Below are 23,161 nucleotides of genomic sequence, written 5' to 3'. Positions count from 1 at the left end.
GTCGGACATAGCGCCACAATCAAGTGCGCCAATACTCCGGAGGGATGTTGAGATAGGCACAGGAGCCGGCGACGGGCCGGATGAGTTCACCGGAGGCCCCACGTGACCCATGACGTCTTCAACCAGGCAGATCCGCTCACCGGGCACGACGTGTCCGCCGACGCCGCCCTCATGGACGGCGTGGACCGGGAGGGCGCGGGATGGGCCACGGGGGAACTGCGCAGGCTCGGTCTCCTCGCCGGTTCCGAGCAGGCCCAGGAGTGGGGACGGCTGGCGAACGAGCATCCGCCCGTGCTGCGCACCCATGACAGGTACGGGCGGCGGATCGACGAGGTGGAGTTCCACCCCGCCTGGCACGAGCTGATGACCGTCGCCGTCGGCAACGGCATGCACGCCACCCCGTGGACGAGCGCCAGGCCGGGCGCGCACGTGGCCCGCGCCGCCAAGTTCTATCTCTGGAGCCAGGTCGAGGCGGGGCACGGCTGCCCGATCTCGATGACCTACGCGTCGATCGCCGCGCTGCGCCACAGCCCGGTGCTCGCCGCCGAGTGGGAGCCGCTGCTGGCCTCGCGGAGCTACGACTTCGGGCTGCGCCCGCCGCTGGGCAAGCGCGGCGTGCTCGCCGGGATGGCGATGACCGAGAAGCAGGGCGGCTCGGACGTGCGGGCCGGCACCACCCGCGCCGAGCCGCTGAGCGACGGAAGCTACCTGCTGACCGGGCACAAGTGGTTCAACTCCGCCCCGATGTGCGACGTGTTCCTGGTTCTCGCCCAGGCCCCCGGCGGGCTGTCGTGCTTCCTGCTCCCCCGGATCCTGCCGGACGGCACCCGCAACGCCGTCCGGCTGATGCGGCTGAAGGACAAGCTGGGCAACCGGTCCAACGCCAGCGCCGAGGTGGAGTACCACGGCGCGACGGCCCATCTGGTGGGCGAGGAGGGCCGGGGCGTGCGGACCATCCTGGAGATGGTCAACATGACCCGGCTGGACTGCGTGATCGGCTCCGCGGCCGGCCTGCGGTACGGCGTCACGCAGGCGGTCCACCACGCCGGGCAGCGCGCCGCGTTCGGCAGGAAGCTCGCCGACCAGCCGCTGATGCGCAACGTGCTGGCCGACCTGTCCCTGGAGTCGGAGGCGGCGACCGTCCTGATGACGCGGCTGGCCGGCGCCACCGACCGGGCCATCGCCGGGGACCGGGCCGAGGCCGCGCTGCGCCGCACCGCGCTGGCCGTGAGCAAGTACTGGATCTGCAAGCGCGCTCCGGTGCACGCGGCCGAGGCGCTGGAGTGCCTGGGCGGCAACGGCTACGTCGAGGAGTCGCAGATGCCCCGGCTGTTCCGCGAGTCGCCGCTCAACGGCATCTGGGAGGGCTCGGGGAACGTCGCGGCACTGGACGTGCTGCGCGCCCTGGGGCGCGAGCCCGAGGCGCAGGAGGCGTTCTTCGCCGAGGTCTCGCTCGCCTCCGGCGCCGACCGCCACCTGGACGCGGCCGTCGACCGGCTGCGCAAGTCCCTGGACGACACGACGGACATCGAGGCCCGCGCCCGGCGCGTCGCCGAGGACATGGCCCTGGTACTGCAGGGGTCGCTGCTCGTCCGGCTGGCGCCGACGGCCGTCGCCGACGCCTTCTGCGTCTCCCGGCTGTCCGGCGACGCGGGCCGCGCCTTCGGCACGCTTCCCCCCGGCCTGGACCTGGACGTCCTCGTCGAGCGCGCCTCCTACTGACCCGCCTCCGGCGTGCGTCGCGGGGCCGTTCGGGCATTGCCTCCGGGGAGGCGAGTAGGGTCGGTCCTGGTTGACTCTTCATGATCGAAAGGATGATCGCCATGGCGACGACACGTACCGCGACGACCCAGTGGAAGGGCTCGCTGATGGAGGGCGCGGGCAGCGTCTCCCTCGACTCCTCCGGGGTGGGCACGTTCGACGTGTCCTGGCCCTCGCGCGCCGAGCAGGCAAACGGCAAGACCTCTCCGGAGGAGCTCATCGCGGCCGCGCACTCCTCGTGCTTCTCGATGGCCCTGTCCCACGGGCTGGCCCAGGCGGGCACCCCGCCGCAGACCGTGGAGACCAAGGCCGACGTGACCTTCCAGCCGGGTGAGGGCATCACCGGGATCGTCATCTCGGTCCGCGCCCAGGTCGACGGCCTGACCGCCGAGCAGTTCCAGGAGGCGGCCGAGAAGGCCAAGGCGAACTGCCCGGTGAGCAAGGCCCTCGCGGGCACCACGATCAGCCTCAACGCCGAGCTGCTGAGCTGATCGCGGCCGACCGCCCACGGTCGTGTCCGGTCACGACCCACCGGGCATGATCGGGCTGATCGCGGCCGGCCCGCTCACCGGGTGGTCACCGCCTGGCTGATCACCGCGTCCGCGTGACCACGCGTGCCCCACAGGGCACGCGTGGTCACGAAACGGCCACGGACCGCGTACGGACGACGCGCAGAGAGACTAGGACAAAGCTCCTCAACACCGCCATAAGGTGACAAGGGCGAGAACACCCTGCACAAGGGGGCCCGACCAGAGGAGAATAGGGTCACATGCGCGAAGTCTGGCCAGGAGAGTCCTATCCGCTTGGCGGCACCTGGGATGGTGTGGGCGCCAACTTCTCCCTGTTCTCCGAAGCCGCCGAACGAGTCGAGCTCTGTCTTTTCGAAGACGACGGGCACGAGGAGCGCGTCGAGCTGACCGAGGTCGACGGGTTCGTCTGGCACGGCTACCTCCCGGGGATCATGCCGGGACAGCGGTACGGCTACCGCGTCCACGGTCCCTACAACCCCTCCCAGGGGGACCGGTGCAACCCCTCCAAGCTGCTCCTCGATCCCTACGCCAAGGCCGTCGAGGGCGACCTGAGATGGAACGAGGCGCTCTTCTCCTACCGATTCACCGACCCCGGCAGCCGCAACGACACCGACACCGCCCCCTTCATGCCGAAGAACGTGGTGGTCAACCCGTTCTTCGAGTGGGGAAACGACAGGCCGCCCCGGACCCCGTACCACCAGACCGTGATCTACGAGGCGCATGTCCGCGGGCTCACCATGCGCCACCCCGCGGTGCCCGCAGAAAAGCGCGGCACCTACGCGGGACTGGGCCACCCCGCGGTCATCGACCACCTGCTGGGCCTGGGCGTCACCGCGGTGGAGCTGATGCCGGTGCACCAGTACGTGCCCGAGCACGCGATGGTCGCCAGGGGCCTGACCAACTACTGGGGTTACAACACGATCGCCTACCTGGCCCCGCACGCCGCCTACTCCGCCTCGGGCCAGCGCGGCGAGCAGGTGCAGGAGTTCAAGGCGATGGTACGGGCGCTGCACGAGGCGGGGATCGAGGTCATCCTCGACGTGGTCTACAACCACACCGCCGAGGGTGACCACATGGGGCCCACGCTGAGCTTCCGCGGCATCGACAACAGGGCGTACTACCGCCTGCACGACGGCGACCGGCGCTACTACCTCGACTACACCGGCTGCGGGAACTCCCTCAACGTCCGCTCGCCGCACGCCCTCCAGCTGATCATGGACTCGCTGCGCTACTGGGTCCTGGAGATGCACGTGGACGGCTTCAGGTTCGACCTGGCCTCCGCCCTCGCCCGCGAGCTGCACGACGTCGACCGGCTGAGCGCCTTCTTCGACCTGATCCAGCAGGACCCGGTGATCTCCCAGGTGAAACTGATCGCCGAACCGTGGGACGTGGGGCCCGGCGGCTACCAGGTCGGCAACTTCCCGCCGCTCTGGATGGAGTGGAACGGCAAGTACCGCGACAGCGTCCGCGACTTCTGGCGCGGCAGCGGGTCCGCGCTGCCCGAGTTCGCCTCCCGGCTGACCGGCTCCGCCGACCTCTACGCCACCTCGGGACGCCGCCCCGTGGCCTCCATCAACTTCGTCACCTGCCACGACGGATTCACCCTGACCGATCTGGTCTCCTACGACCACAAGCACAACGAGGCCAACAAGGAGAACAACCGCGACGGCACCGACGACAACCGGTCGTGGAACTGCGGGGTCGAGGGCCCCGCGGAGGACCCGGAGATCGTGAGCCTGCGCAAGCGCCAGCGCCGCAACTTCCTGGTCACCCTGTTCATCTCCCAGGGCGTGCCGATGCTGCTGGCCGGTGACGAGTTCGGCCGGACCCAGGGCGGCAACAACAACGCCTACTGCCAGGACAACGAGATCTCCTGGGTCGACTGGTCACTGGCCTCCGAGGAGGCGGGCCTCCTCGACTTCGTCAGGAGCCTTTCCAGGCTGCGGCGCGAGCATCCCGTGTTCCAGCGGCGCCGTTTCTTCCACGGCCACAAGGCCGACGACGGCACCCGCGACATCGTCTGGCTCACCCCGGCGGGAGAGGAGATGTCGGCGAGCGACTGGCACACCGGCTACGCCAAGTCACTGGCCGTCTTCCTGAACGGCGACGCCATCACCGAGCCGGGCACCCGCGGCGAGCGGATCACGGACGACTCGTTCCTGCTCCTGATCAACGCCCACCACGAGGAGATGATCTTCACCCTCCCCGGGGCGAAGTACGGCAAGCGGTGGCGGCGGGTGCTGGACACCGCCGAGGAGGGGACGGAGCTCCTCTCGTCTTCGCAGGAGTCCTGGCCGGCCGAGAGCGTGGTGGAGGTGACCGCCCGCTCGGTGCAGATCCTGCACTGCGAGCGGGCGTAGGACCGGCCGCTCGCGGCCTTCAGGCCCCTGACGCGATCGCGGCGGTGAGCAGGACGAGCACGAACGTCGCCACACCGGCGGCGCCGTGCAGCACGACCGCCACCATGGGGAAGCGCTGCTCGGCGCCGCGGGCGTGGCGTCCGCCGCCCAGCCAGCGGGTGAACATGGTGAAGCCCAGCAGCGCGGAGAGCGCGAGGACTCCGAACGACAGCCAGGCGAAGGTCGGCTCCAGGGTGCGTACGTAAACGATCCAGCTGGCCAGGGCGGACACCGCCAGGGCCGGATGGGCGAAGATGAGCAGCGCGGGAAAGCGGGTGACCTTGGTCGCCTGCTGGCGGAGCCCTCCCCCGGAGAGCCACAGGTACAGCAGGTAGATCCCGACCGTCGCGGTGATCAACCATGTCACGATCGTGACCAGCCCCACACAGCCCTCCCGTGTCTCCCGGAACGAATCATGTACCGGGAGCCGTCCCGAGTCACCCCAGCCCTCGGATCCAGTATCGAACGCTCCGGGAGAACTCACAGGTCGTTTCCATGCGAAGGTAGGAGAATGCGCCTCATTCACCCCGAGACCTCGGCCGAGGTCGACCTCGTCCGCGCCTATGCCTACCCGGCCGGTCCCTGCCTGCGGGTCAACATGGTCGCCAGCGCCGACGGCGGCACCTGGCTGCAGGGGCTGTCGGGCGGGCTGTCCGGCAGGGGCGACCGCCAGGTCTTCTGGACGTTGCGCGGGCTGGCCGACGTCGTCCTGGCCGGTGCGGCGACCGTGCGGGCCGAAGGGTACGGCCCGGCACGGCCCAGGCCATCGTGGCAGGGGCTGCGCGAGGGCCGCCCGGCCGCCCCGCCGGTGGCGGTGATCACTCGCGGGCTCGACCTCGACCTGTCGGGCCCCCTGTTCACCGAGGCGGAACCGTACGCCCGGACCATCGTCATCACCTGCGAGGCCGCCCCCAAGGAGCGCCGCGAGGAGGCCGCCGGGCGCGCCGAGGTGATCGTGGCCGGGGGCGAGCGGGTGGATCCGGTGCTGGCGCTGGAGGCGCTCCGCGAGCGCGGCCTGAGCCGGGTGCTCTGCGAGGGCGGCCCGAAGACCAACGCCCAGCTGGCCGCCGCGGACCTGGTCGACGAGCTCTGTCTCACGGTGAGCCCGCTGCTGATCGGCGGGGACGCCGCCCGTGCCCTCGACGGCCCTCCCTCCCTCACCCACCTGCGCCTGGCCCACGTGCTGGAGGACGAGGGGTTTCTCTTCACCCGGTATGTCCGGCGAGACGAGAAGGCCGGAGCCCTCTAGCGCCGGAGGTCCCGGCGTTCCATGATTCGTGTGGACATACCGCTAGAGAAACGATATATCTCGACCATGGAACGATCATCCTCCTCCGGTGACGAATTGCGCGCCTCACTCGAGGCCCGCCGGGACCTCGGACCGGAATACGAAGACTCCCTCGTCGAGGGTTTCCTGGAGAAGATGGACCGGGAGATCGACAAGCGGGTGGACGACCGGCTCGCCGCCCGCAAGGAGAGCCCCGCGGTCCGTCCCTCCGTGGACGCCGGGCAGCGGCTGGCATTGGCGATCGTCTCCCTGGCGACCGGGATACCCGCGACGATCGGGCTGGCCTTCTCCGGCCTGGGCGACTCGATCCTCGCGTTCATCCTGGTGCTCGTGTGGGTCGGCATCATCAGCGTGAACATGTCTTTCGCCCTCGCACGGCGGCGCCAGGGCTGACCGTCCGCCTCCCGCTTCCACTTCCATGTCAAGCAAGCGTACGCTTGGGCAAGTTTCCGGTACGGCTGACGCGGGAGTGACGAGTGGACGAGTACCGCAATCTGATCGGCGGCCGCCTGTTGGCCGCGGCCGACGGCCGCACGCTGGACTCCGTCAACCCCGCCACCGGCGAGGTCTGGGCCCGCGTCCCGGCGAGCGGCAGGGCCGACGCGGAGGCCGCCGTCGCGGCGGCGCGCGCGGCCTTCCCCTCCTGGTCCGCCATGCCCGCACTCGGCCGGGCGCACTTCCTGCGCGGGGTGTCGGAGGTCTTCGCCCGGCACGCCGAGGAACTGGCCAGGATCGAGACCACGGACAACGGGCGCATCCTGCGGGACACCCTGAAGAAGGACCTGCCCGGCATGACCCACCTGTGGCAGATCGCCGCCGGGCAGGTGCTCGACGCGGTCAAGGGCGAGACGGTGATCCTCGGCCCGGACAGCCTGGGTCTCACCCGGCGCGAGCCGTACGGGGTGGCGCTCTGCGTCATCCCGTGGAACTCCCCCGTCTCGACGTTCTCCGCCAAGGCGGCCTACGCGCTGGCCGCGGGGAACACCGTGATCGTCAAGCCCGCCGAGCAGGCCTGCGCCTCGGTGCTGCGCCTGGGCGAGCTGCTGGCCGAGGTGCTCCCGCCCGGCGTGCTCAACATCGTCAGCGGCCTCGGCGAGGACGTCGGCGACCCGCTGGTCAGGCACCGCGGGGTCAACAAGATCAGCCTCACCGGCTCCACCCAGACCGGGCAGGCGATCACCCGGGCCTCGGCCGACCACCTCAAGCCGCTGACCTTCGAGCTGGGCGGCAAGTCACCGAACATCGTGTTCTCCGACGCCGACCTGGACGCCGCCGCCCAGGGGGTGACCGTCAACTCGGTCTACACCGGCAACGCCGGACAGGTCTGCGTGGCCGGGTCCCGCATCCTGATCCACCGGCCGGTCTGGGACGAGATGATCGGGCGGATCACCGCGATCGCCTCGCACGTCCGGCTGGGCGACCCGCTCGACATGGCCACCACGATGGGCCCGATCGTCTCGGCCGGGCAGTACGAGCGGGTCGCCTCCTACCTGGAGATCGCCGAGAAGGAGGGCGCCGAGCTGGTGTTCGGCGGCCAGACGGGGGCCGACGTGGTCCCGTCCATGCCCGGTGGCTACTGGGTGGCCCCCACCCTCTTCACCACCTCCGACAACGCGCTGCGCGTCTGCCAGGAAGAGATCTTCGGCCCGGTGGCCGTGGCCATCCCCTTCGACACCGAAGAGGAGGCTCTGACGATCTCCAACGACTCCCCCTACGGACTCGCCGCCGGCGTGTGGACCCGCGACCTCGGCCGCGCCCACAGGTTCGTCCGCGACCTGCAGAGCGGCACCGTCTGGGTCAACACCTTCCGCCAGATGCCCCCGGGACTGCCCTTCGGCGGCGTCAAGGACTCCGGGTACGGGCACGACGCCGTACTGGAGTACACCAGGGAGAAGGCCGCGATCATCCACATCTGACGGGCGAGCCCCGCCCTTTACCAGAAACCGAATATGGTTCTAGAGTCTGGGGCATGGGAATCGCGATCACCGAGGAGCACCTGGCGCTGGCCGTCTCCGTGCACGGCTTCGCCGGACGGAACATCACGGCGCGCGGCATGGACCACGAGCCGTTCCGCGCCGCGCTGGCCGCGCAGGGCCTGCTCGGGCTTCATCTGCCCGAGACGTGCGGAGGGCAGGGCGGCGGCCTGCGGGAGCTGGTGGTCGCCCTGGAGGCGCTCGGCGAGCACTGCACGCCGGGCTCCCACCTGCCCACGGTCCTGGCCTCGGCCGTCATCGCCCGCGCCGCCCCCGCGCCGTCCCCCCACCACGACCTGCTGCGCGCACTGGCGGACGGCACGCTGACCGCCGCGATCGCCCTGCCCGGCGGTGCCCGTACGGCCACGGCGAGCGCGGCGGACGCGACCGGACCGGCCGCCGTGACCGTGCTCGGCTCCGCGGATGCCGGGGTGTTCGTGGTCCCGCTTCCCGACGGCCGGTGGGCCGCGCTCGACCCCGGCGACTGCTCGGCCAAGGCGGCCGACGGCATCGACCTGACGCGGCCGCTGGCGGCGGTGACGGTGATGGTGACGGCCGTACCCCAGGAGCGTGTGCTGGGCGGTGTGACCTCCCGCCTCGTCTCGGACCTGGCCGCCGTCCTGCTCGGGGCGGAGGCCTGCGGCGTGGCGGCGTGGGCGGTGTCCACCGCCGCCGAGTACGCCCGGGTACGGGAGCAGTTCGGACGCCCGATCGGCCAGTTCCAGGGGGTGAAGCACAGGTGCGCGGCCATGCTCGTCGCCCTCGAACAGGCCCGCGCCGCCGTCTGGGACGCCGCGCGTGCCCTCGACGGGGCCGCTCTGGGGGCCGGTGTCGATCCGGAGGGCGAGGTCGCGCTGGCGGCGGGGGTGGCCGGGGTGCTCGCCGCGGACGCCGCCGTGCGGTGCGCGGCGGACACGATCCAGGTGCTGGGCGGCATCGGTTACACCTTCGAGCACGACGCCCACCTCTACTACCGCCGCGCGCTCTGCCTGCGGGCGCTGAGCGGCGACGCCGGGGAGTGGGCCGAGCGGGTGGCCAGGATGGCGGTGGCCGGAGCGCGGCGGCCGATGGAACCGGACCTGCCCGAGGAGGCCGAGGAACTGCGGCACCGGATCAGGGCGGAGGCCGCGTCACTGGCCGCCGAGAAGCGGGAGGTCAGGCACGGTCGCATCGCCTCCGAGGGGTGGATCATGCCGTACCTGCCCAGGCCGTGGGGGCGCGGAGCCTCCCCGCTGGAGCAGGTGGTCATCCACCAGGAGTTCAGGGATGTCAAGCGCCCCAATCTCGGCATCGCCGCCTGGGCGGTCCCCTCCATCGTCCGCCACGGCACCCCTGAACAGCAGGAACGCTTCCTGCCCGGCACGTTCACCCGCGAGATCACCTGGTGCCAGCTCTTCAGCGAACCCGGTGCGGGCTCCGACCTCGCCTCGCTGTCCACCAGGGCCGTGCGGGTGGAGGGCGGCTGGTCGCTGAACGGCCAGAAGATCTGGACCTCCCTCGCGCAGTGGGCGCAGTGGGGGATCTGCCTGGCCAGAACCGACCCGGACGCCCCCAAGCACGAGGGCATCACCTACTTCCTGGTCGACATGTCCTCCCCCGGCGTCACCGTCCGCCCGCTGAAGGAGATCAACGGCGACGAGATCTTCAACGAGGTCTTCCTGGACGACGTCTTCGTCCCCGACGACCTGGTCGTCGGCCAGGTCGACGCGGGCTGGCGGGTCGCCCGCGACACCCTTTCCCACGAGCGCGTCGCCCTGGGTGACTCCTGGGGGCCCGGCTCCCGGCACACCGACATGGTCGCCCTGATCGACACCCTGGGCGGGCCCGGGGCACTCCGCCCCTCCGCCCTGGAGGAGGCGGGCCGCCTGTGGGCGTCGGGGCAGGCCATCTCCGCCCTGGGCCTGCGCGTGACGCTCTCCCAGCTGGCCGGGAACGACTCCGGTACCGCCTCCAGCGTCCGCAAGCTGCTGGGGATGCGCCACTCCCAGGCCGTGTCGGAGTTCTGCTGGTCCATCGCGCCGGACTCGCCGTACTGGAACCGCATGATCCTCGCCACCCGCGCCTTCACCATCGGTGGCGGCACCACGGAGGTCCAGCTCAACATCATCGCCGAGCGCGCGCTCGGCCTCCCCCGTGACCCCTGAGTCCGGGGCCGCCGTTCACCGGAAGCCGAGGGCAGGTCCGCCCCGGAGCCGCCACGGCGGCGGGACCGGGCACTCGACGGGGCGGACCTTGTGACCACCTGCCTCATGCCCACCGGGCCCAGGCGCTGGCGCGCCACCCGGACGGCGGCATTCCGGCCGGCCCGCGGAACGTGGGCGACCGGGCAGGTGATCTCACCCCTCAACGGGAAGGTGAATCACCCTCCACTCTTTTAAAGACGCCAAAACGGTCATCAAAGGATGCTTCGCCCGTCAAGATTTTTCCGAACGGGACCGTCCCGGGCCTTGCCCCGCCACACACCACGGCGACCGCATAGGCTGATGTGATGGACAAGGTGGTAAAGAGCGACGCCGAATGGCGCGTCCAGCTCTCTCCCGAGGAGTTCCGCGTGCTTCGCCAGGCCGGGACCGAGCGGCCCTTCACCGGGGAGTACGTCGACACCAAGACCGTGGGCGTCTACAGCTGCCGGGCCTGCGGCACCGAGCTGTTCCGGTCCGACACCAAGTTCGACAGCCACTGCGGCTGGCCGAGCTTCTACGAGCCGTCGAAGTCCGACGCGGTGACGCTGATCGAGGACCGCTCGATGGGCATGGTCCGCGTCGAGGTCCGGTGTGCGACCTGCGACTCGCATCTCGGCCACGTGTTCCACGGCGAGGGCTACGGCACGCCCACCGACGACCGCTACTGCATCAACTCCGTCTCGCTGAGGCTGGAGCCCGCCGAATAGACCTGCGCCTCGCGATCCGGCCGGTCCGCGACGCGCGGGGACAGCCACATCGGTCCATCCCGGAGGTTAGCGAGGCGCGGGAAGGGGCAGAGCGACCTCACGCAGTGTATTCACCTATCTCCGTAGCGTGTCTGCCCAAGGAGCCCCCGTGCATCTCCGCCACAAGTGGGAGATCGTTGAGACCATCGGCCGGGTGATCACCCAGCGCTGTTCGATCTGCGGCAGGACCAGGGTCCGGGTGACCCGGCCCGAGCACCGTGCGGACTACCGCTTCGGCTTGGGGTAGGTGACGCGGCAGTCGGGGTCGTCAGGGCCCAGCACGTTGGCCAGAACCGGGTTGCCGTTCTCGCCGAACTCGGCCTGGACGAAGACCACGGGGCTGGGCATGCCGAGCTCTCCGACGAGATAGTCGACACCCGCCTCGCACAGCTTGATCGCCTGCTTCGAGTTGTCCGCCGATTCCGGCAGGTCTGTATATATCCGTAGATAGCCACCGACCATCCGGATATCCCTGACCCGCTTGGTCACCTTGCGGCTCTCGAAGTAGGCCAACGCCTTCTTGTCGGTGTGCTTGGAAGGCCCCGACGCCTCGGCCTCACCGGCCTTCTGACGCTTCTTTTCCGCCTTGGAGGACTTCGCGTCCTCCTTGCCCTTCCCGTCCAGCTCGGCGGCCACCACCGCGCCCGCCACGGGGTCCCCCTGCGGCACCGCGACGGGCGGGCCGCTGGAGACCGGCGCCTGAGCCACCCCGCTCCCCGGAGCCGTCTCCCCGGAAGACCACACCCCGCTCACCGCGAACGCCACCACCAGCGCGGCGGCGCCCACAGAGATCTCAGGAAGCCACGAGCGGGACTTCTTTCTCCGGCGTCCCCGAGTACGCCGCCTGGACCGTGCCAGACCTTCACCCCTTTTCACCCTCGGCCTCACATAGACCGGTGATCTCCCACGAGTATGACAAAGGCAAGGGATGGCAAAGAGACCCTGCGCGGGATTATTTTCGGCGGGCCGTCACAGCGGCCACATCCCTCATCTCACGGAACAGGGGTCCCGCCGCCGGAGACCGGACTCCGCGGCGACGGGTCCTCGGAGGCTACGGCAGCGCGGCGATCAGCTCGCTGGGCGGCTTGCGGACACCGGTGTAGAAGGGGATCTCCACCCGGGTGTGCCGCCGCGCCTCCGCGCCGCGCAGGGTGCGCATCAGGTCGACGATGCGGTGCAGTTCGTCGGCCTCGAACGCCAGCATCCACTCGTAGTCGTTCAGCGAGAAACAGGCCACCGTGTTGGCGCGCACGTCCGGATAGTCGCGAGCCATCCTGCCGTGCTCGGCGAGCATCCGGCGGCGGTCCGCGTCGTCCAGCAGGTACCACTCCAGGGAGCGCACGAACGGATAGACGCTCACGTACGCGCGGGGCTCCTCCTCGGCCAGGAAGGCCGGGATGTGCGACTTGTTGAACTCGGCCGGACGGTGCAGCGCCATGGCCGACCAGACCGGCTCGGACAGCCGCCCCAGGCCGGTACGGCGGAAGCGGGAGTAGGTCTCCTGCAGGTCCTCAGAGGTCGGAGCGTGCCACCAGAACATGAAGTCGGCGTCGGCGCGGAAACCCGCCACGTCGTACAGGCCGCGGGTGACCACGTCCTTGCGTTCCATCTGGGCCAGGAGCTCCTCGACCTCGTCGGCCATGCCCTCACGGTGCCCCGGGCAGCGCTCGCTCAGTTTGAAGACCGACCACATCGTGTAGCGGATCACCTGGTTCAGGTCTCGTGCCTTGGGCCGCGGGTTCCCGTCCGTCGTCCTCACCCCTTCGTCAGCGAATCGGTTCTGTCCTGCCATTCTCCCGTGGGGTCCAGGTGGTCGAGAATCCGGGCTGCCGCAGTGCGGGCCGTGGAGACGCAGGCGGGGATGCCAAGGCCGTCGTAGGCTGCGCCGCACAGCGCCAGCCCCGGCGAAACGGCGGCGGCCGCCCGGATGCGCGCCACCCGGTCGAGGTGACCCACCTCGTACTGTGGCAGGCCACCGCCCCAGCGGGTCACCCGCGAGTCGCGAGGCAGCGCGCGCACGCCCATGACCTCGACCATCTCGGCCATCGCCAGCGCGACCAGCTCCGCGTCGTCGCGCTGAAGCACCGCCTCCTCGCCGAGCCTGCCGATCGAGCAGCGCAGCAGGACCAGGTTGGGGTCCGTCTCCGCCAGGTGCGGCCACTTGACCGAGCTGAACGTGGCGGCCTTGATCGGACGCCCGTCGACGGCCGGAACCAGGTAGCCGCTGCCGGACGGCGGCCGGGGAAACGCCTCCCGCGGATAGGCGAGGGTGACGACGGCCATGCTGGCGTACTCGATCCTGGCCAGCTCCGCGGCCGCCCGGGGCACCTCCTCCGCGAGCAGCCGGCTCGCCGCCGGGGCGGGAACGGCGATGATCACCGCGTCGGCCTCGATCGTCTCCGGCTCCCTGGCGGGTCCGGCCACCAGCTTCCAGCCGCCCTCGGTCCGCCGCAGCTCCCTGACCATGACGCCGGTCCTGATCTCGGCCCCGGAGGCGGCGGCGACGGCCTCGGGAAGGCTGCCCATCCCCCGGCTCAGAGTGGTGAAGACCGGCCCCGCGTCCTTCGGGGCGTCCGCGGCGATCTCCCCGGCGGCGGCGAGCAGCGACCGCTCGGTCCTGGCCGCGATGGCGACCCTCGGCATGGTCGCGTCCAGCGAGAGCCGCTCGGTCCTGCCCGCGTAGACACCGCCGAGCAGCGGCTCGACGAGCCGGTCGACCACCTCGTCGCCCATCCTGGCCCGGATGTAGGCCGCCACCGACACGTCGGTGCTGACCCGCGTCGCCGGAAGGATCCGGTCCAGCGCCGCCCTGGCCAGCCCTCCGGGGGAGAGGATGCCCGACCTCGCCAGCGCGAGCAGGTCGGACGGCACGCCCATGACCTGCCCCTTGGGCATGGGCCGCAGCGCGCCCCGGGTCAGGATGGCCGCCTGGGTGGTGCCGGGAAGCCGCAACTCCTCGCCCAGCCCGACCATCCTGGCCAGTTCCTTGCCCTCGGGCCGCCGGGCGAGCATCGCCTCGGCCCCCACGTCCACCGCGACGCCCGCCACCTCGGTGGCGTGCAGCTTGCCCCCGACCCGCGAGGCGCCTTCGAGGACGGTCACCCGCAGGTTCTCGCCGCCCTGACGCAGGTGCCACGCGGCGGCCAGGCCGGCGATCCCACCGCCGACGACCACCACATGTCTCCGGTTGCCTTCCATGACTCCTGACCGTACCGGTCCGCCTCCCCGGTCCCGTCGCCCACCTCGGCGCCCCGCCCTCCCCGTGACCCGACGGCGCGCAGAACGTGACGCCATCGTGACTGCCGCTCACCGAACTCCGCCACCGCACCCGCCGTCATGAGATTCATGAGCAGATTCCGGTACGGTCCGCGCCTGGCGGTCCTCTTGACGGGCCTGACCCTTTTGGTGTCCGCCTGCGGCGGGAGTTCCCTCCAGTCCACGTCCTACGAGGGAGCGGCACCCGCGGCCGACACGCAGGCGGGCGGCCAGGACCGCGTGGCAGTTCCCCAGGGCGCGAGCAAGGCCGAGGGCGGCTCCCCGCAGACCGGCCAGGTGAGGATCGTCCCGCAGGACCGGGCGATCGTCTACACGGCGGAGATGACGGTCCGGGCGAAGGAGGTCACCGCGGCGGCCGACCGGGCCCGGCAGATCGTCACCTCCGTGGGCGGCTACCTGGCCATGGAGAACTCCGACGCCCGCTCCGACGGCGAGGGCTCCGCGACGCTGGTCTTCAAGATCCCGCCGGGGAACTACCCGGGCACGCTCGACCGCCTGGGCAAGGAGCTGGGCACCCGCGAGTCGCTCCGGCAGAACACCGAGGACGTCACCGAGCAGGTGGCCGACGTGGAGAGCCGTTTGAAGTCGGCCAAGGCCGCGCTCGACTCCCTGCGCACGCTGCTGAAGCGGGCCAACACCATCGGTGAGGTGCTCAAGGTGGAGCGTGAGGTCTCCAACCGCGAGAGCGAGCTGGAGTCCCTGCAGGCCAGGCAGAAGACCCTGGCCTCGCAGACCAGCGCGGCGACGCTGACGCTGAACCTGGTCGGCCCGGCGGCCGTGGTGCAGAAGAAGGAGGACGACGAGCCCGCCGGCTTCCTCGGCGGTCTGCGGACGGGCTGGCAGGCTTTCGTCGTCGCCGTCAAGCACGGCCTGACGCTTCTGGGCGTGCTGCTCCCCTGGCTGATCGTGATCGTCCCGGCCTGGCTGCTGACCGCCTTCCTGCTCCGCCTCAGGCGGAACGGGGAGCGGCCGCTCGCCGTGGGCTCCGAGGACCCGGAGCCCGACCCCGACGAGGAGCCTCTCCCCGCGAGTGATCCGCGGGGAGACGACGAACCCGAGGGAGCGGACAGGCGACCCTAGTCCCGGGCGAGTGGCGAGGGTGCACCGGCGCCGGGGGCGGTCAGCGGGCGGAGGCCTCGTGGACGAAGTCGGTGAGGCGGGCCAGCTGGTCGGGGTCGGTGCCCGGCAGCACGCCGTGCCCCAGGTTGAACACGTGTCCCTCGGCCTTGGCCGCGCGGGTGAGGATGTCGCCCGCGCGGCGCTCCACGACCTCCCACGGGGCGAGCAGGATCGCCGGGTCCAGATTGCCCTGCAGCGCCTTGCCCGGGCCGACCCTCCGGGCGGCCTCGTCGAGCGGTACCCGCCAGTCGACGCCCACCACGTCGGCCCCCGCCTCGCCGAGCAGGCCGAGCAGCTCTCCGGTGCCGACGCCGAAGTGGATACGCGGCACGTCCAGACCGGCCAGGCCGTCGAAGATCCTGCTGGTGTAGGGGAGGACGAACTCCCGGTAGTCGTCGGGCGACACCGCGCCGACCCAGGAGTCGAAGAGCTGGACGGCGGAGGCTCCCGCGGCGAGCTGCACGCGCAGGAACCCCAGGGTGATCTCGGTCAGCCGATCCATGAGGGCGTGCCAGAGGCCCGGCTCGCCGTACATCATGGCCTTGGTGTGGTCGTGGTTCTTGGAAGGACCGCCCTCGATGAGGTAGGAGGCCAGGGTGAAGGGAGCACCCGCGAAACCGATGAGCGGGGTCGCGCCCAGCTCCTTGGTCAGCGCCTGGACGGCCTCGGTGATGTAGGAGACGTCGCCCGGCTCGATCGGGCGCAGCGCCTCGGCCGCCTTGGCGTCCCTGATCGGCTCGGCCACCACCGGGCCGATGCCGGGCTTGATGTCGAGGTCGACGCCGATCGCCTTGAGCGGGACGACGATGTCACTGAAGAGGATGGCCGCGTCCACGCCGTAGCGGCGGACCGGCTGCATCGTGATCTCCACGACCAGGTCGGGGGTGGCGCAGGCCGTGAGCATCGGCACCCCCTCGCGGAGCGCCCGGTACTCGGGCAGCGAGCGGCCTGCCTGGCGCATGAACCACACCGGTGTGTGGGATACGGGCCGGCGGCGGCAGGCGCGCAGGAAAGCGGAGTCGGCGGGCTCGGAAGTCACCCCACCAGGGTGCCATGCCCGGTGACCGGTCGGCTCACCACGGTCGCTGACCGGCGAAATCAGCCCGAAATCACCAGTTATTCAATGAGATTGCACCTCACACCACCCTGGCACCGTCAAGTGATGACAACGATAATGTCTTACCGGTTTCGAGAGCTTCGTCCACTGAAATCCGATGTTGTCGCCAGCCGGATGGCGCCGCACGGCACGAAGCGATCATGTTTCCGGGTACAGTTCCTCCCATCGGTGATCCTGGATCGGCCCCCGGCTGGTCCAAATGTTCGCCAAGTCACCGCGCGGCATCGATTCCTGCACCACTTTGGGGACACGCCGAGCACGCTGCGCGGAAATGTCGGCGCGACGTGCCAACGTCGGACCACGACCCGACGAAAGGCCCGTGCGATGTCCACCATGTGGAGTTCACCCGAACGTCGCGGTGAGCACCGTGCCTCCTGCGCCCGCGTGCGGGTTCCCGAACGACAATCCCGCCCCGCCGATCACCGCCGGCCCGAACACCCGGAACGGGCCGGCGCCGAACGCGGTCACGCGTTCCTCCCCCAAGTCTCCCACGGCGAGGTCATCCCCGCCCTGCACAGGCCGCCGGCAGCGTCTTGATCGGTTCCAATGGCTCCTACACATACCCCAGTGGTCCCCATGCGATCAGTTTCGACCTACGCTTCCGATATGACCGTCGGTGACGCGCCGCCCGCTCCCGCCGCCTTCAGGCGTGCGGTGGCGAGCATGCGCCCCGCGGAGGTCAGACCCGAGATCGAGCTGGAGGACATTCCGGCGCCGCAGCGCCTGGCCCCCTACTCGGCCGCGATCGGCGCGTCGGTGTACCGCGACGACGACGAGCTCGCGATCGGCCGCCTCATCGTGCTCTTCGACCCGGACGGCCAGCGCGGCTGGGACGGCCAGTTCCGGCTCGTCGCCTACGTGCGGGCCGACATGGAGCCGGAGATCACCGAAGACCCGCTGCTCGGCCCCGTCGCGTGGAGCTGGCTCACCGAGTCGCTCGACGCGCACGGCGCCGGCTACGCCGCCGCCGGAGGCACCGTCACCAGAGCGGTCTCCGAGGGCTTCGGCAACAAGGCCGAAGACCCGGTGACCACCGAGCTGGAACTGCGTGCGTCCTGGTCACCGCTGCAGGAAGACCTCTCCGGCCATGTCGCCGCCTGGTGCGATCTGATGTGCCTTGCCGCGGGCATACCACCCCTGCCACCCGATGTGGCGGCGCTGCCGCCGCGCCGTCGCGAGGATCCGGAGCCCTTCAGAACGTGACCGATGAGACGACCGTAATTCCACTGCTGGAGCCTCGTGAGGGAATCCCACCCGTCATCGAGGACTCCGCCTCCCTCGCGCGCGTGGTGCGCGCCTTCGCCGAGGGCACCGGCCCCGTCGCCGTCGACGCCGAACGCGCCTCGGGCTACCGCTACAGCGGCCGCGCCTACCTGGTACAGCTGCGCCGCGTCGGCGCGGGCAGCGCCCTGATCGACCCCATCCGCTGCCCCGACCTGTCCGAGCTCGACGCGGCACTGGACGGCGCGGAGGTGGTGCTCCACGCCGCCTCCCAGGACCTGCCGTGTCTCGCGGAGGTGGGCTTCCACCCGCAGGAACTGTTCGACACCGAGCTGGCCGGCCGGCTGCTCGGCTACGAGCGGGTCGGTCTCGGGCTGATGGTGGAGAACGTCCTGGGTTTCAGGCTGGAGAAGGGGCACTCGGCCGCCGACTGGTCGACCCGCCCGCTCCCTGAGGACTGGCTGCGCTACGCCGCGCTCGACGTCGAGGTCCTGATCGAGCTCCGCGACGTCCTGCACGAGGAGCTGAGGTCCAGCGGCAAGCTGGCGTGGGCGCAGGAGGAGTTCGCCTCCGTGCTCGCGCACAAGGCGCCCGCCCCGCGTTCCGACCCGTGGCGGCGCACCTCCGGAATCCACAAGGTCCGCTCGCTGCGCGGGCTGGCGGTGGTACGGGAACTGTGGACGCTCCGCGACGGGCTCGCCCGCGAGTCCGACGTCGCCCCCGGCCGTGTGCTGCCCGACTCGGCGATCGTCACCGCCGCCCTGGAGTTGCCCCGCACCACCAAGGCGCTCACCGAGATCCCTCCCTTCACCGGCCGCAGTGCCCGGCGGCACCTGCGCGACTGGCTGGCCGCGATCGGCACCGCCCGCTCGCTGCCCGACTCGGAGCTGCCGCAGCCCAGCACCCCCGGCGACGGGCCCCCGCCGGCCAACCGGTGGATGGACCGCGATCCGGTGGCCGCCCGGCGGTTGGCCGCGGCCAGGACCGTGGTCGCCGCGCTCGCCGACGAGCACCACATGCCCGCGGAGAACCTGATCCAGCCCGACGCCGTACGCCGCCTGACCTGGGAACCGCCGGCCGTCATCGACGACGGGACCGTCGCCGCCCGGCTGCGCGAGCTGGGCGCCCGCGAGTGGCAGATCGGGTTGACCGCCCATCCGATCGCCAAGGCCCTGCTCCGCCTGGAGCTCAAGGGCCAGGTCTGACGAACCGGCCGATGCCCTTTACAAAGTAGATCATTGGAGCGACGTCAGTCCCTGTGCGGGAACAGGTCCCGCACAGGGAGACGGAAGGCTCAGCAGGTCGCGAGCATGCTCTGCAGGGCGCTCTTCTCCGAGCTCTGCAGCGTCAGCTTCCAGTAGTACTTCACCTGGATCCACGCTCTGGCGTAGGTGCACCTGAACGAGCTCAGCGGCGGCTGCCATGTCGACGGGTCCTGGTCACCCTTGGCCTGGTTGACGTTGTCGGTCACCGCCCACAGCTCGGGCCCGCCGAGGTCGTTGGCGTAGGACTGCCGCTGCGCGCTGGTCCAGGCGTAGGCGCCGGAGCGCCAGGCCTCGGCGAGCGGCACCATGTGGTCGATGTCGACGTCGCCGGCGGCGGTCCAGGTCGCACCGTCGAACGGGGAGTACCAGCTGCCGGAGGTCGGTGCGCAGCTGGAGTTGACGACCACTCCGACGCCGTCCCTCTTGAGCACCGTCTCCCGGGTGTTGCAGGTGCCACTGATCGTTATCCAGTGGTTGAACAACGACCGGTCATAGGAGGACTGGTTGGTTTCCGCGGCGACGGTGAGCGTCGCGAGCCTGCTGGCGGCGGTGGCCGCCGAGGGAATGTTCGGCGGGGTCGCCGAAGCCGTTCCGGCTGTCAGGGAAAAAGTGATGAGAATTGCCGTTAGGGCAGCGAAAGCCGCGGTGACGACTCGTTTCACGAGTGGCCCCTTCTGTCGCTCCACCTCGGCCAGCCGGGGGGTCTGGGCGCCGCGAGAGGAGGACAGAGGGAACGTCTCAAGTCATGACAAATACGCAAATGTCATGGTTTGACGACGAGTCAGGATGCGCTTGGTCGGATACTGCGTCAATCCATGGTCAGGTGCACTTGATCTGCAATGACATAAATTATGGCGATTTGGACACCTGGCCTTTTCGCGCGAACACCCGGCGAAGTTCCGGTGACCGGTGGATTTCCTTTTGGGGCAGGACCTGGGCCGCCGGCTTCCCCGGATGCGCACCTCGCCTCCCCTCCGCCCCTGACGGGCGCTTGCAGCGGGTGCGGCGACTGTCGTACCGTGGCACGGAAAGCGCTTTCCATAGGAGGTCGGAGAAGATGTCCCCGCAAAGCATCGGCATCGTGATGAACGGTGTCACCGGTCGCATGGGCTACCGCCAGCACCTGGTCCGATCGGTCCTGGCGATCAACGAGCAGGGCGGTGTGACACTGTCAGACGGCGGCCAGGTCCTGCTCAGGCCGGTTCTGGTCGGCCGGTCCGCCGAGAAGCTCCAGAGACTCTCGGCGGAGCACGGCATCGCCGACTGGACCACGGACCTCGACTCCGCCCTCGCCGACGACGACAATCTGATCTACTTCGACTCTCAGGTCACCCAGGCCCGGGTGAAGTCGGTGCTCAAGGCGATCGAGGCGGGCAAGCACGTCTACGCGGAGAAACCGACGGCCGAGACGTCCCAGGACGCGCTGGCACTGGCCGAGGCCGCGACCGCCAGGGGCGTGAAGAACGGCGTCGTGCAGGACAAGCTCTTCCTGCCGGGCCTGCTCAAGCTCAGGCGCCTGATCGACGGCGGCTTCTTCGGCCGCGTCCTTTCGGTCCGCGGCGAGTTCGGCTACTGGGTGTTCGAGGGCGACTGGCAGGCCGCCCAGCGCCCATCGTGGAACTACCGCGTCGAGGACGGCGGCGGCATCGTCCTCGACATGTTCCCGCACTGGGCGTACGTGCTGGAGAACCTGTTCGGCCGGATCACCTCCGTCTACGCCCAGGCCGTCACCCACATCCCCGAGCGGGTGGACGAGCGGGGCGAGACCTACCGGGCCACCGCCGACGACGCCGCCTACGGGGTGTTCGAGCTGGAAGGCGGGGTCATCGCGCAGATCAACTCCTCCTGGAACGTCAGGGTGAACCGCGACGAGCTGGTGGAGTTCCAGGTGGACGGCACGCACGGAAGTGCCGTCGCGGGCCTGCGCGACTGCCGCGTCCAGCACCGTGCCGCCACTCCCAAACCGGTCTGGAACCCCGACCTGCCCGCGGGCGCCCGCTTCAGGGACGGCTGGCAGGAGGTGCCCGACAACGAGGAGTTCGACAACGGGTTCAAGGTCCAGTGGGAGCGGTTCGTCCGCCACGTGGTCGAGGACGCGCCGTTCCCCTACGACTTCGCCTCCGGCGCGCGCGGTGTCCGCATCGCCGAGCTGGGCCTGCGCTCCTCCGCGGAGGGCCGCCGCCTGCCGGTGGAGCCGTGATGAGGATCGCGCTCCCGGGCGGGGAGCACGTCCTGCGCGAGCCGGTCACCTGGGTCAGGCCCGGGGGCCCCGCCCGGAGCCGCACCGTCTACGCCGCCGCCCACGTGGTCGCCGACCCGCTCGGCGACAACACCCCGGGCTCCCGGGCCGTCGTCGACTGGGACGCCACCCTGCGCTTCCGCCACCACCTGTGGTCCCACGGGCTGCGGGTCGCCGACGCCATGGACACCGCGCAGCGCAACATGGGCCTTGACTGGGCGGCCACCCGCGAGCTGATCCGGCGCAGCGCCGCCGAGGCGAAGGCCTTCGGCGACCCGGCGGCGCTGGTGGCCTGTGGCGCGGGCACCGACCAGGCGCCGGACGCCCGGACCCTGCGGGAGGTCGTGGCGGCCTACACCGAGCAGATCGAGACCGTGCGGGACGCGGGCGCCGGGGTCGTCGTGATGGCGAGCCGGCAACTGGCCGCGATCGCGCGGGGCCCGGAGGACTACCACCGGGTCTACGGCGAGTTGCTCTCCCAGGCCGATCGCCCGGTGATCCTGCACTGGCTGGGCGAGATGTTCGACCCGCTGCTGGCGGGCTACTGGGGCTCGCGGGACGTGGCCGAGGCCACCGCGTCGTTCCTGTCGCTGATCCGCGACCACACGGCGAGGGTGGACGGGGTCAAGGTCTCGCTGCTGGACGCCGAGCACGAGATCGGGCTGCGTGCGGCGCTGCCCGAAGGCGTCAGGCTCTACACCGGCGACGACTTCAACTACCCCTCGCTGATCAGGTCGGGCAGCCACGCGCTGCTGGGCATCTTCGACGCGATCGCCCCCGCCGCCGCCTCGGCCCTGCAGGCGCTCGACGCGGGCGACCTCGGACGGTACGACGAGATCATGGGCCCCACGGTCCCGCTCTCCCGGAAGATCTTCGAGGCCCCGACGTACAACTACAAGACGGGCATCGTCTTCCTGGCCTGGCTCAACGGCCACCAGGACGCCTTCAGCATGGTCAACGGCGCCCAGGCGGCCCGCTCCCTGCCCCACCTGGCCGAGGTGTTCCGCCTGGCCGACAGGGCCGGGCTGCTGGCCGACCCCGAGCTGGCGGTCTTCCGGATGCGCTCCCTGCTGGCGGTGAACGGCCGGTGAGGGCACGGGCGAAGAGCCGTTTCTCGCTGAACCAGTGGACCACGAGGCGCTGGTCGGTGGCCGAGGCCGTCGACGGGTGCGTGCGGCACGGTGTCGAGGCCATCGGCCTGTGGCGCCAGGACGTCGCCGCGCAGGGCCTGAAGGAGACCGTCGAACTCGTCGCGGACGCCGGGCTGCGGGTCTCGTCGCTCTGCCGGGGCGGCTTCCTCACCTCCGGCGATCCGCAGGCCCTGGACGACAACCGCAGGGCGATCGACGAGGCCGCCGAGCTGGACGCCGCCTGTCTGGTCATGGTGGTCGGCGGCCTGCCGGGCGTGGTGCCCGGCAGGCCACTGGGCGCGATCTCCCGCGACCTGCCCGCCGCGCGGGAGCGGGTCGCCGAGGCACTGGCCGTGCTGGCCCCGTACGCGGGCGAGCGCGGGGTGAGACTGGCCCTCGAACCGCTGCACCCGATGTACTGCGCCGACCGGGCCGTGCTGTCCACACTGGGCCAGGCCCTCGATCTGGCCGAGCCGCACCCTCCCGAGCAGGTGGGCGTCGTCGTCGACACCTTCCACGTGTGGTGGGATCCGGACGTCCTGGAGCAGATCGCCAGGGCCGCGGGGCGGATCGCGAGCTACCAGGTGTGCGACTTCCTGTCTCCGCTCCCCGCCGACGTGCTGCTCGGCCGGGGAGTGATGGGCGAAGGCGTGATCGACTTCGCACCGCTGACCGAGGCGGTGGCCGCGGCGGGCTACTCGGGGGACATCGAGGTGGAGATCTTCAACGCCGACGTGTGGGCCGCCGACCCAGACGAGATCCTGGCCAGGGTGCGGTCCTCGTTCGCCGAGCTCATCGGAGAGTGACACGCGGGCCCGCGGAACGGAATCCGAGACGACAGGAGCGTTCCAATCGAAGGAAACCGCGTTCGCGGGGCCCGGATTACCGCTTCACGGTGAAGTGACCTGGCGGCT

At 70.7% G+C, this 23,161-nt stretch carries 22 protein-coding genes; 15 read left to right on the top strand and 7 right to left on the bottom strand.

Annotation, left to right across the window (positions count from 1 at the left end):
- Positions 1-102: 102 nt before the first annotated feature.
- The 3 genes from ACFQVD_RS01775 to glgX all read left to right on the top strand — a co-directional run bounded on the left by ACFQVD_RS01775 (position 103) and on the right by glgX (position 4,651).
- A complete protein-coding gene (locus ACFQVD_RS01775; RefSeq protein ID WP_343967481.1) occupies positions 103-1,722 on the top strand; it encodes an isovaleryl-CoA dehydrogenase in 1,620 nt (539 codons plus the stop codon).
- A 101-nt stretch (positions 1,723-1,823) separates the two neighbouring features.
- A complete protein-coding gene (locus ACFQVD_RS01770; RefSeq protein WP_343967483.1) occupies positions 1,824-2,252 on the top strand; it encodes an OsmC family protein in 429 nt (142 codons plus the stop codon).
- A gap of 278 nt (positions 2,253-2,530) precedes the next feature.
- Entirely contained in the window at positions 2,531-4,651 is a 2,121-nt protein-coding gene (gene glgX, locus ACFQVD_RS01765) for a glycogen debranching protein GlgX (RefSeq protein WP_343967485.1), read from the top strand.
- Positions 4,652-4,670: 19 nt separating this feature from the next.
- Here glgX and ACFQVD_RS01760 read toward each other — a convergent pair whose 3' ends face one another.
- A complete protein-coding gene (locus ACFQVD_RS01760) occupies positions 4,671-5,075 on the bottom strand; it encodes a hypothetical protein (RefSeq protein ID WP_343967487.1) in 405 nt (134 codons plus the stop codon).
- Between the two features lie 126 nt (positions 5,076-5,201).
- Between ACFQVD_RS01760 and ACFQVD_RS01755 the strand changes: the two genes are divergently transcribed.
- The 6 genes from ACFQVD_RS01755 to ACFQVD_RS01730 all read left to right on the top strand — a co-directional run bounded on the left by ACFQVD_RS01755 (position 5,202) and on the right by ACFQVD_RS01730 (position 11,127).
- Positions 5,202-5,939, top strand: a complete 738-nt coding sequence (locus tag ACFQVD_RS01755) for a pyrimidine reductase family protein (RefSeq protein WP_343967489.1) — start codon at positions 5,202-5,204, stop codon at positions 5,937-5,939.
- A gap of 66 nt (positions 5,940-6,005) precedes the next feature.
- The gene (locus tag ACFQVD_RS01750; RefSeq protein WP_343967492.1) at positions 6,006-6,371 is read left to right on the top strand and encodes a hypothetical protein; all 366 of its coding nucleotides are present in this window, start codon (positions 6,006-6,008) and stop codon (positions 6,369-6,371) included.
- Between the two features lie 83 nt (positions 6,372-6,454).
- On the top strand, positions 6,455-7,894 hold the full coding sequence (locus ACFQVD_RS01745) for an aldehyde dehydrogenase family protein (RefSeq protein WP_343967494.1): 1,440 nt from the start codon (positions 6,455-6,457) through the stop codon (positions 7,892-7,894).
- Positions 7,895-7,947: 53 nt separating this feature from the next.
- Positions 7,948-10,095, top strand: coding sequence for an acyl-CoA dehydrogenase (locus ACFQVD_RS01740; RefSeq protein ID WP_386274207.1), 2,148 nt, complete (start codon positions 7,948-7,950; stop codon positions 10,093-10,095).
- Positions 10,096-10,439: 344 nt separating this feature from the next.
- Positions 10,440-10,841, top strand: a complete 402-nt coding sequence (gene msrB / locus ACFQVD_RS01735) for a peptide-methionine (R)-S-oxide reductase MsrB (protein WP_343967498.1) — start codon at positions 10,440-10,442, stop codon at positions 10,839-10,841.
- A gap of 148 nt (positions 10,842-10,989) precedes the next feature.
- The gene (locus tag ACFQVD_RS01730) at positions 10,990-11,127 is read left to right on the top strand and encodes a hypothetical protein (RefSeq protein ID WP_343967500.1); all 138 of its coding nucleotides are present in this window, start codon (positions 10,990-10,992) and stop codon (positions 11,125-11,127) included.
- On the opposite strand, the gene ACFQVD_RS01725 is transcribed toward ACFQVD_RS01730, so the two are convergent.
- The 3 genes from ACFQVD_RS01725 to hemG form a co-directional block, all read right to left on the bottom strand.
- The gene (locus tag ACFQVD_RS01725) at positions 11,106-11,666 is read right to left on the bottom strand and encodes a hypothetical protein (protein ID WP_343967502.1); all 561 of its coding nucleotides are present in this window, start codon (positions 11,664-11,666) and stop codon (positions 11,106-11,108) included. The genes ACFQVD_RS01730 and ACFQVD_RS01725 overlap by 22 nt on opposite strands.
- A gap of 265 nt (positions 11,667-11,931) precedes the next feature.
- The gene (hemQ, locus tag ACFQVD_RS01720) at positions 11,932-12,672 is read right to left on the bottom strand and encodes a hydrogen peroxide-dependent heme synthase (RefSeq protein ID WP_084195536.1); all 741 of its coding nucleotides are present in this window, start codon (positions 12,670-12,672) and stop codon (positions 11,932-11,934) included.
- Entirely contained in the window at positions 12,636-14,078 is a 1,443-nt protein-coding gene (hemG, locus tag ACFQVD_RS01715; protein WP_343967504.1) for a protoporphyrinogen oxidase, read from the bottom strand. The genes hemQ and hemG overlap by 37 nt, the downstream gene beginning before the upstream one ends.
- Before the next feature lie 147 nt (positions 14,079-14,225).
- On the opposite strand from hemG, the gene ACFQVD_RS01710 reads away from it, so the two are divergent.
- Positions 14,226-15,236 (top strand): DUF4349 domain-containing protein, encoded by a 1,011-nt coding sequence (locus tag ACFQVD_RS01710; protein WP_343967506.1) that lies wholly within the window; start codon positions 14,226-14,228, stop codon positions 15,234-15,236.
- Between the two features lie 40 nt (positions 15,237-15,276).
- Here the strand turns inward: ACFQVD_RS01710 and hemE are convergent, their stop codons facing one another.
- A complete protein-coding gene (gene hemE / locus ACFQVD_RS01705; protein ID WP_343967508.1) occupies positions 15,277-16,314 on the bottom strand; it encodes a uroporphyrinogen decarboxylase in 1,038 nt (345 codons plus the stop codon).
- Between the two features lie 420 nt (positions 16,315-16,734).
- Entirely contained in the window at positions 16,735-16,860 is a 126-nt protein-coding gene (locus ACFQVD_RS01700) for a hypothetical protein (RefSeq protein ID WP_343967510.1), read from the bottom strand.
- Between the two features lie 138 nt (positions 16,861-16,998).
- Here ACFQVD_RS01700 and ACFQVD_RS01695 point away from each other — a divergent pair, with 138 nt between their 5' ends.
- A complete protein-coding gene (locus tag ACFQVD_RS01695; protein WP_343967512.1) occupies positions 16,999-17,595 on the top strand; it encodes a DUF3000 domain-containing protein in 597 nt (198 codons plus the stop codon).
- Positions 17,592-18,818, top strand: a complete 1,227-nt coding sequence (locus ACFQVD_RS01690) for a ribonuclease D (protein WP_343967514.1) — start codon at positions 17,592-17,594, stop codon at positions 18,816-18,818. Before ACFQVD_RS01695 ends, ACFQVD_RS01690 begins: the two co-directional genes overlap by 4 nt.
- An 89-nt stretch (positions 18,819-18,907) precedes the next feature.
- Here the strand turns inward: ACFQVD_RS01690 and ACFQVD_RS01685 are convergent, their stop codons facing one another.
- Positions 18,908-19,540, bottom strand: a complete 633-nt coding sequence (locus ACFQVD_RS01685; protein WP_343967516.1) for an HNH endonuclease family protein — start codon at positions 19,538-19,540, stop codon at positions 18,908-18,910.
- 395 nt (positions 19,541-19,935) lie between these two features.
- On the opposite strand from ACFQVD_RS01685, the gene ACFQVD_RS01680 reads away from it, so the two are divergent.
- Genes ACFQVD_RS01680 through ACFQVD_RS01670 form a run of 3 tightly spaced genes read left to right on the top strand, consistent with a single transcriptional unit; the run spans position 19,936 to position 23,053 of the window.
- Positions 19,936-21,078: a Gfo/Idh/MocA family protein gene (locus ACFQVD_RS01680; protein WP_343967518.1), complete on the top strand. Its 1,143-nt coding sequence runs from the start codon at positions 19,936-19,938 to the stop codon at positions 21,076-21,078.
- Positions 21,078-22,208 (top strand): dihydrodipicolinate synthase family protein, encoded by a 1,131-nt coding sequence (locus tag ACFQVD_RS01675; RefSeq protein WP_343967520.1) that lies wholly within the window; start codon positions 21,078-21,080, stop codon positions 22,206-22,208. Before ACFQVD_RS01680 ends, ACFQVD_RS01675 begins: the two co-directional genes overlap by 1 nt.
- On the top strand, positions 22,205-23,053 hold the full coding sequence (locus ACFQVD_RS01670) for a sugar phosphate isomerase/epimerase family protein (RefSeq protein ID WP_343967522.1): 849 nt from the start codon (positions 22,205-22,207) through the stop codon (positions 23,051-23,053). Before ACFQVD_RS01675 ends, ACFQVD_RS01670 begins: the two co-directional genes overlap by 4 nt.
- The last annotated feature ends 108 nt before the right edge of the window (positions 23,054-23,161 follow it).

It is taken from the genome of Streptosporangium amethystogenes subsp. fukuiense, from assembly GCF_042665875.1.
GTDB lineage: Bacteria > Actinomycetota > Actinomycetes > Streptosporangiales > Streptosporangiaceae > Streptosporangium > Streptosporangium fukuiense.
The sequence above is the reverse complement of the archived record's forward strand: the minus strand, read 5'-3'. Positions and strand labels throughout refer to the sequence as shown.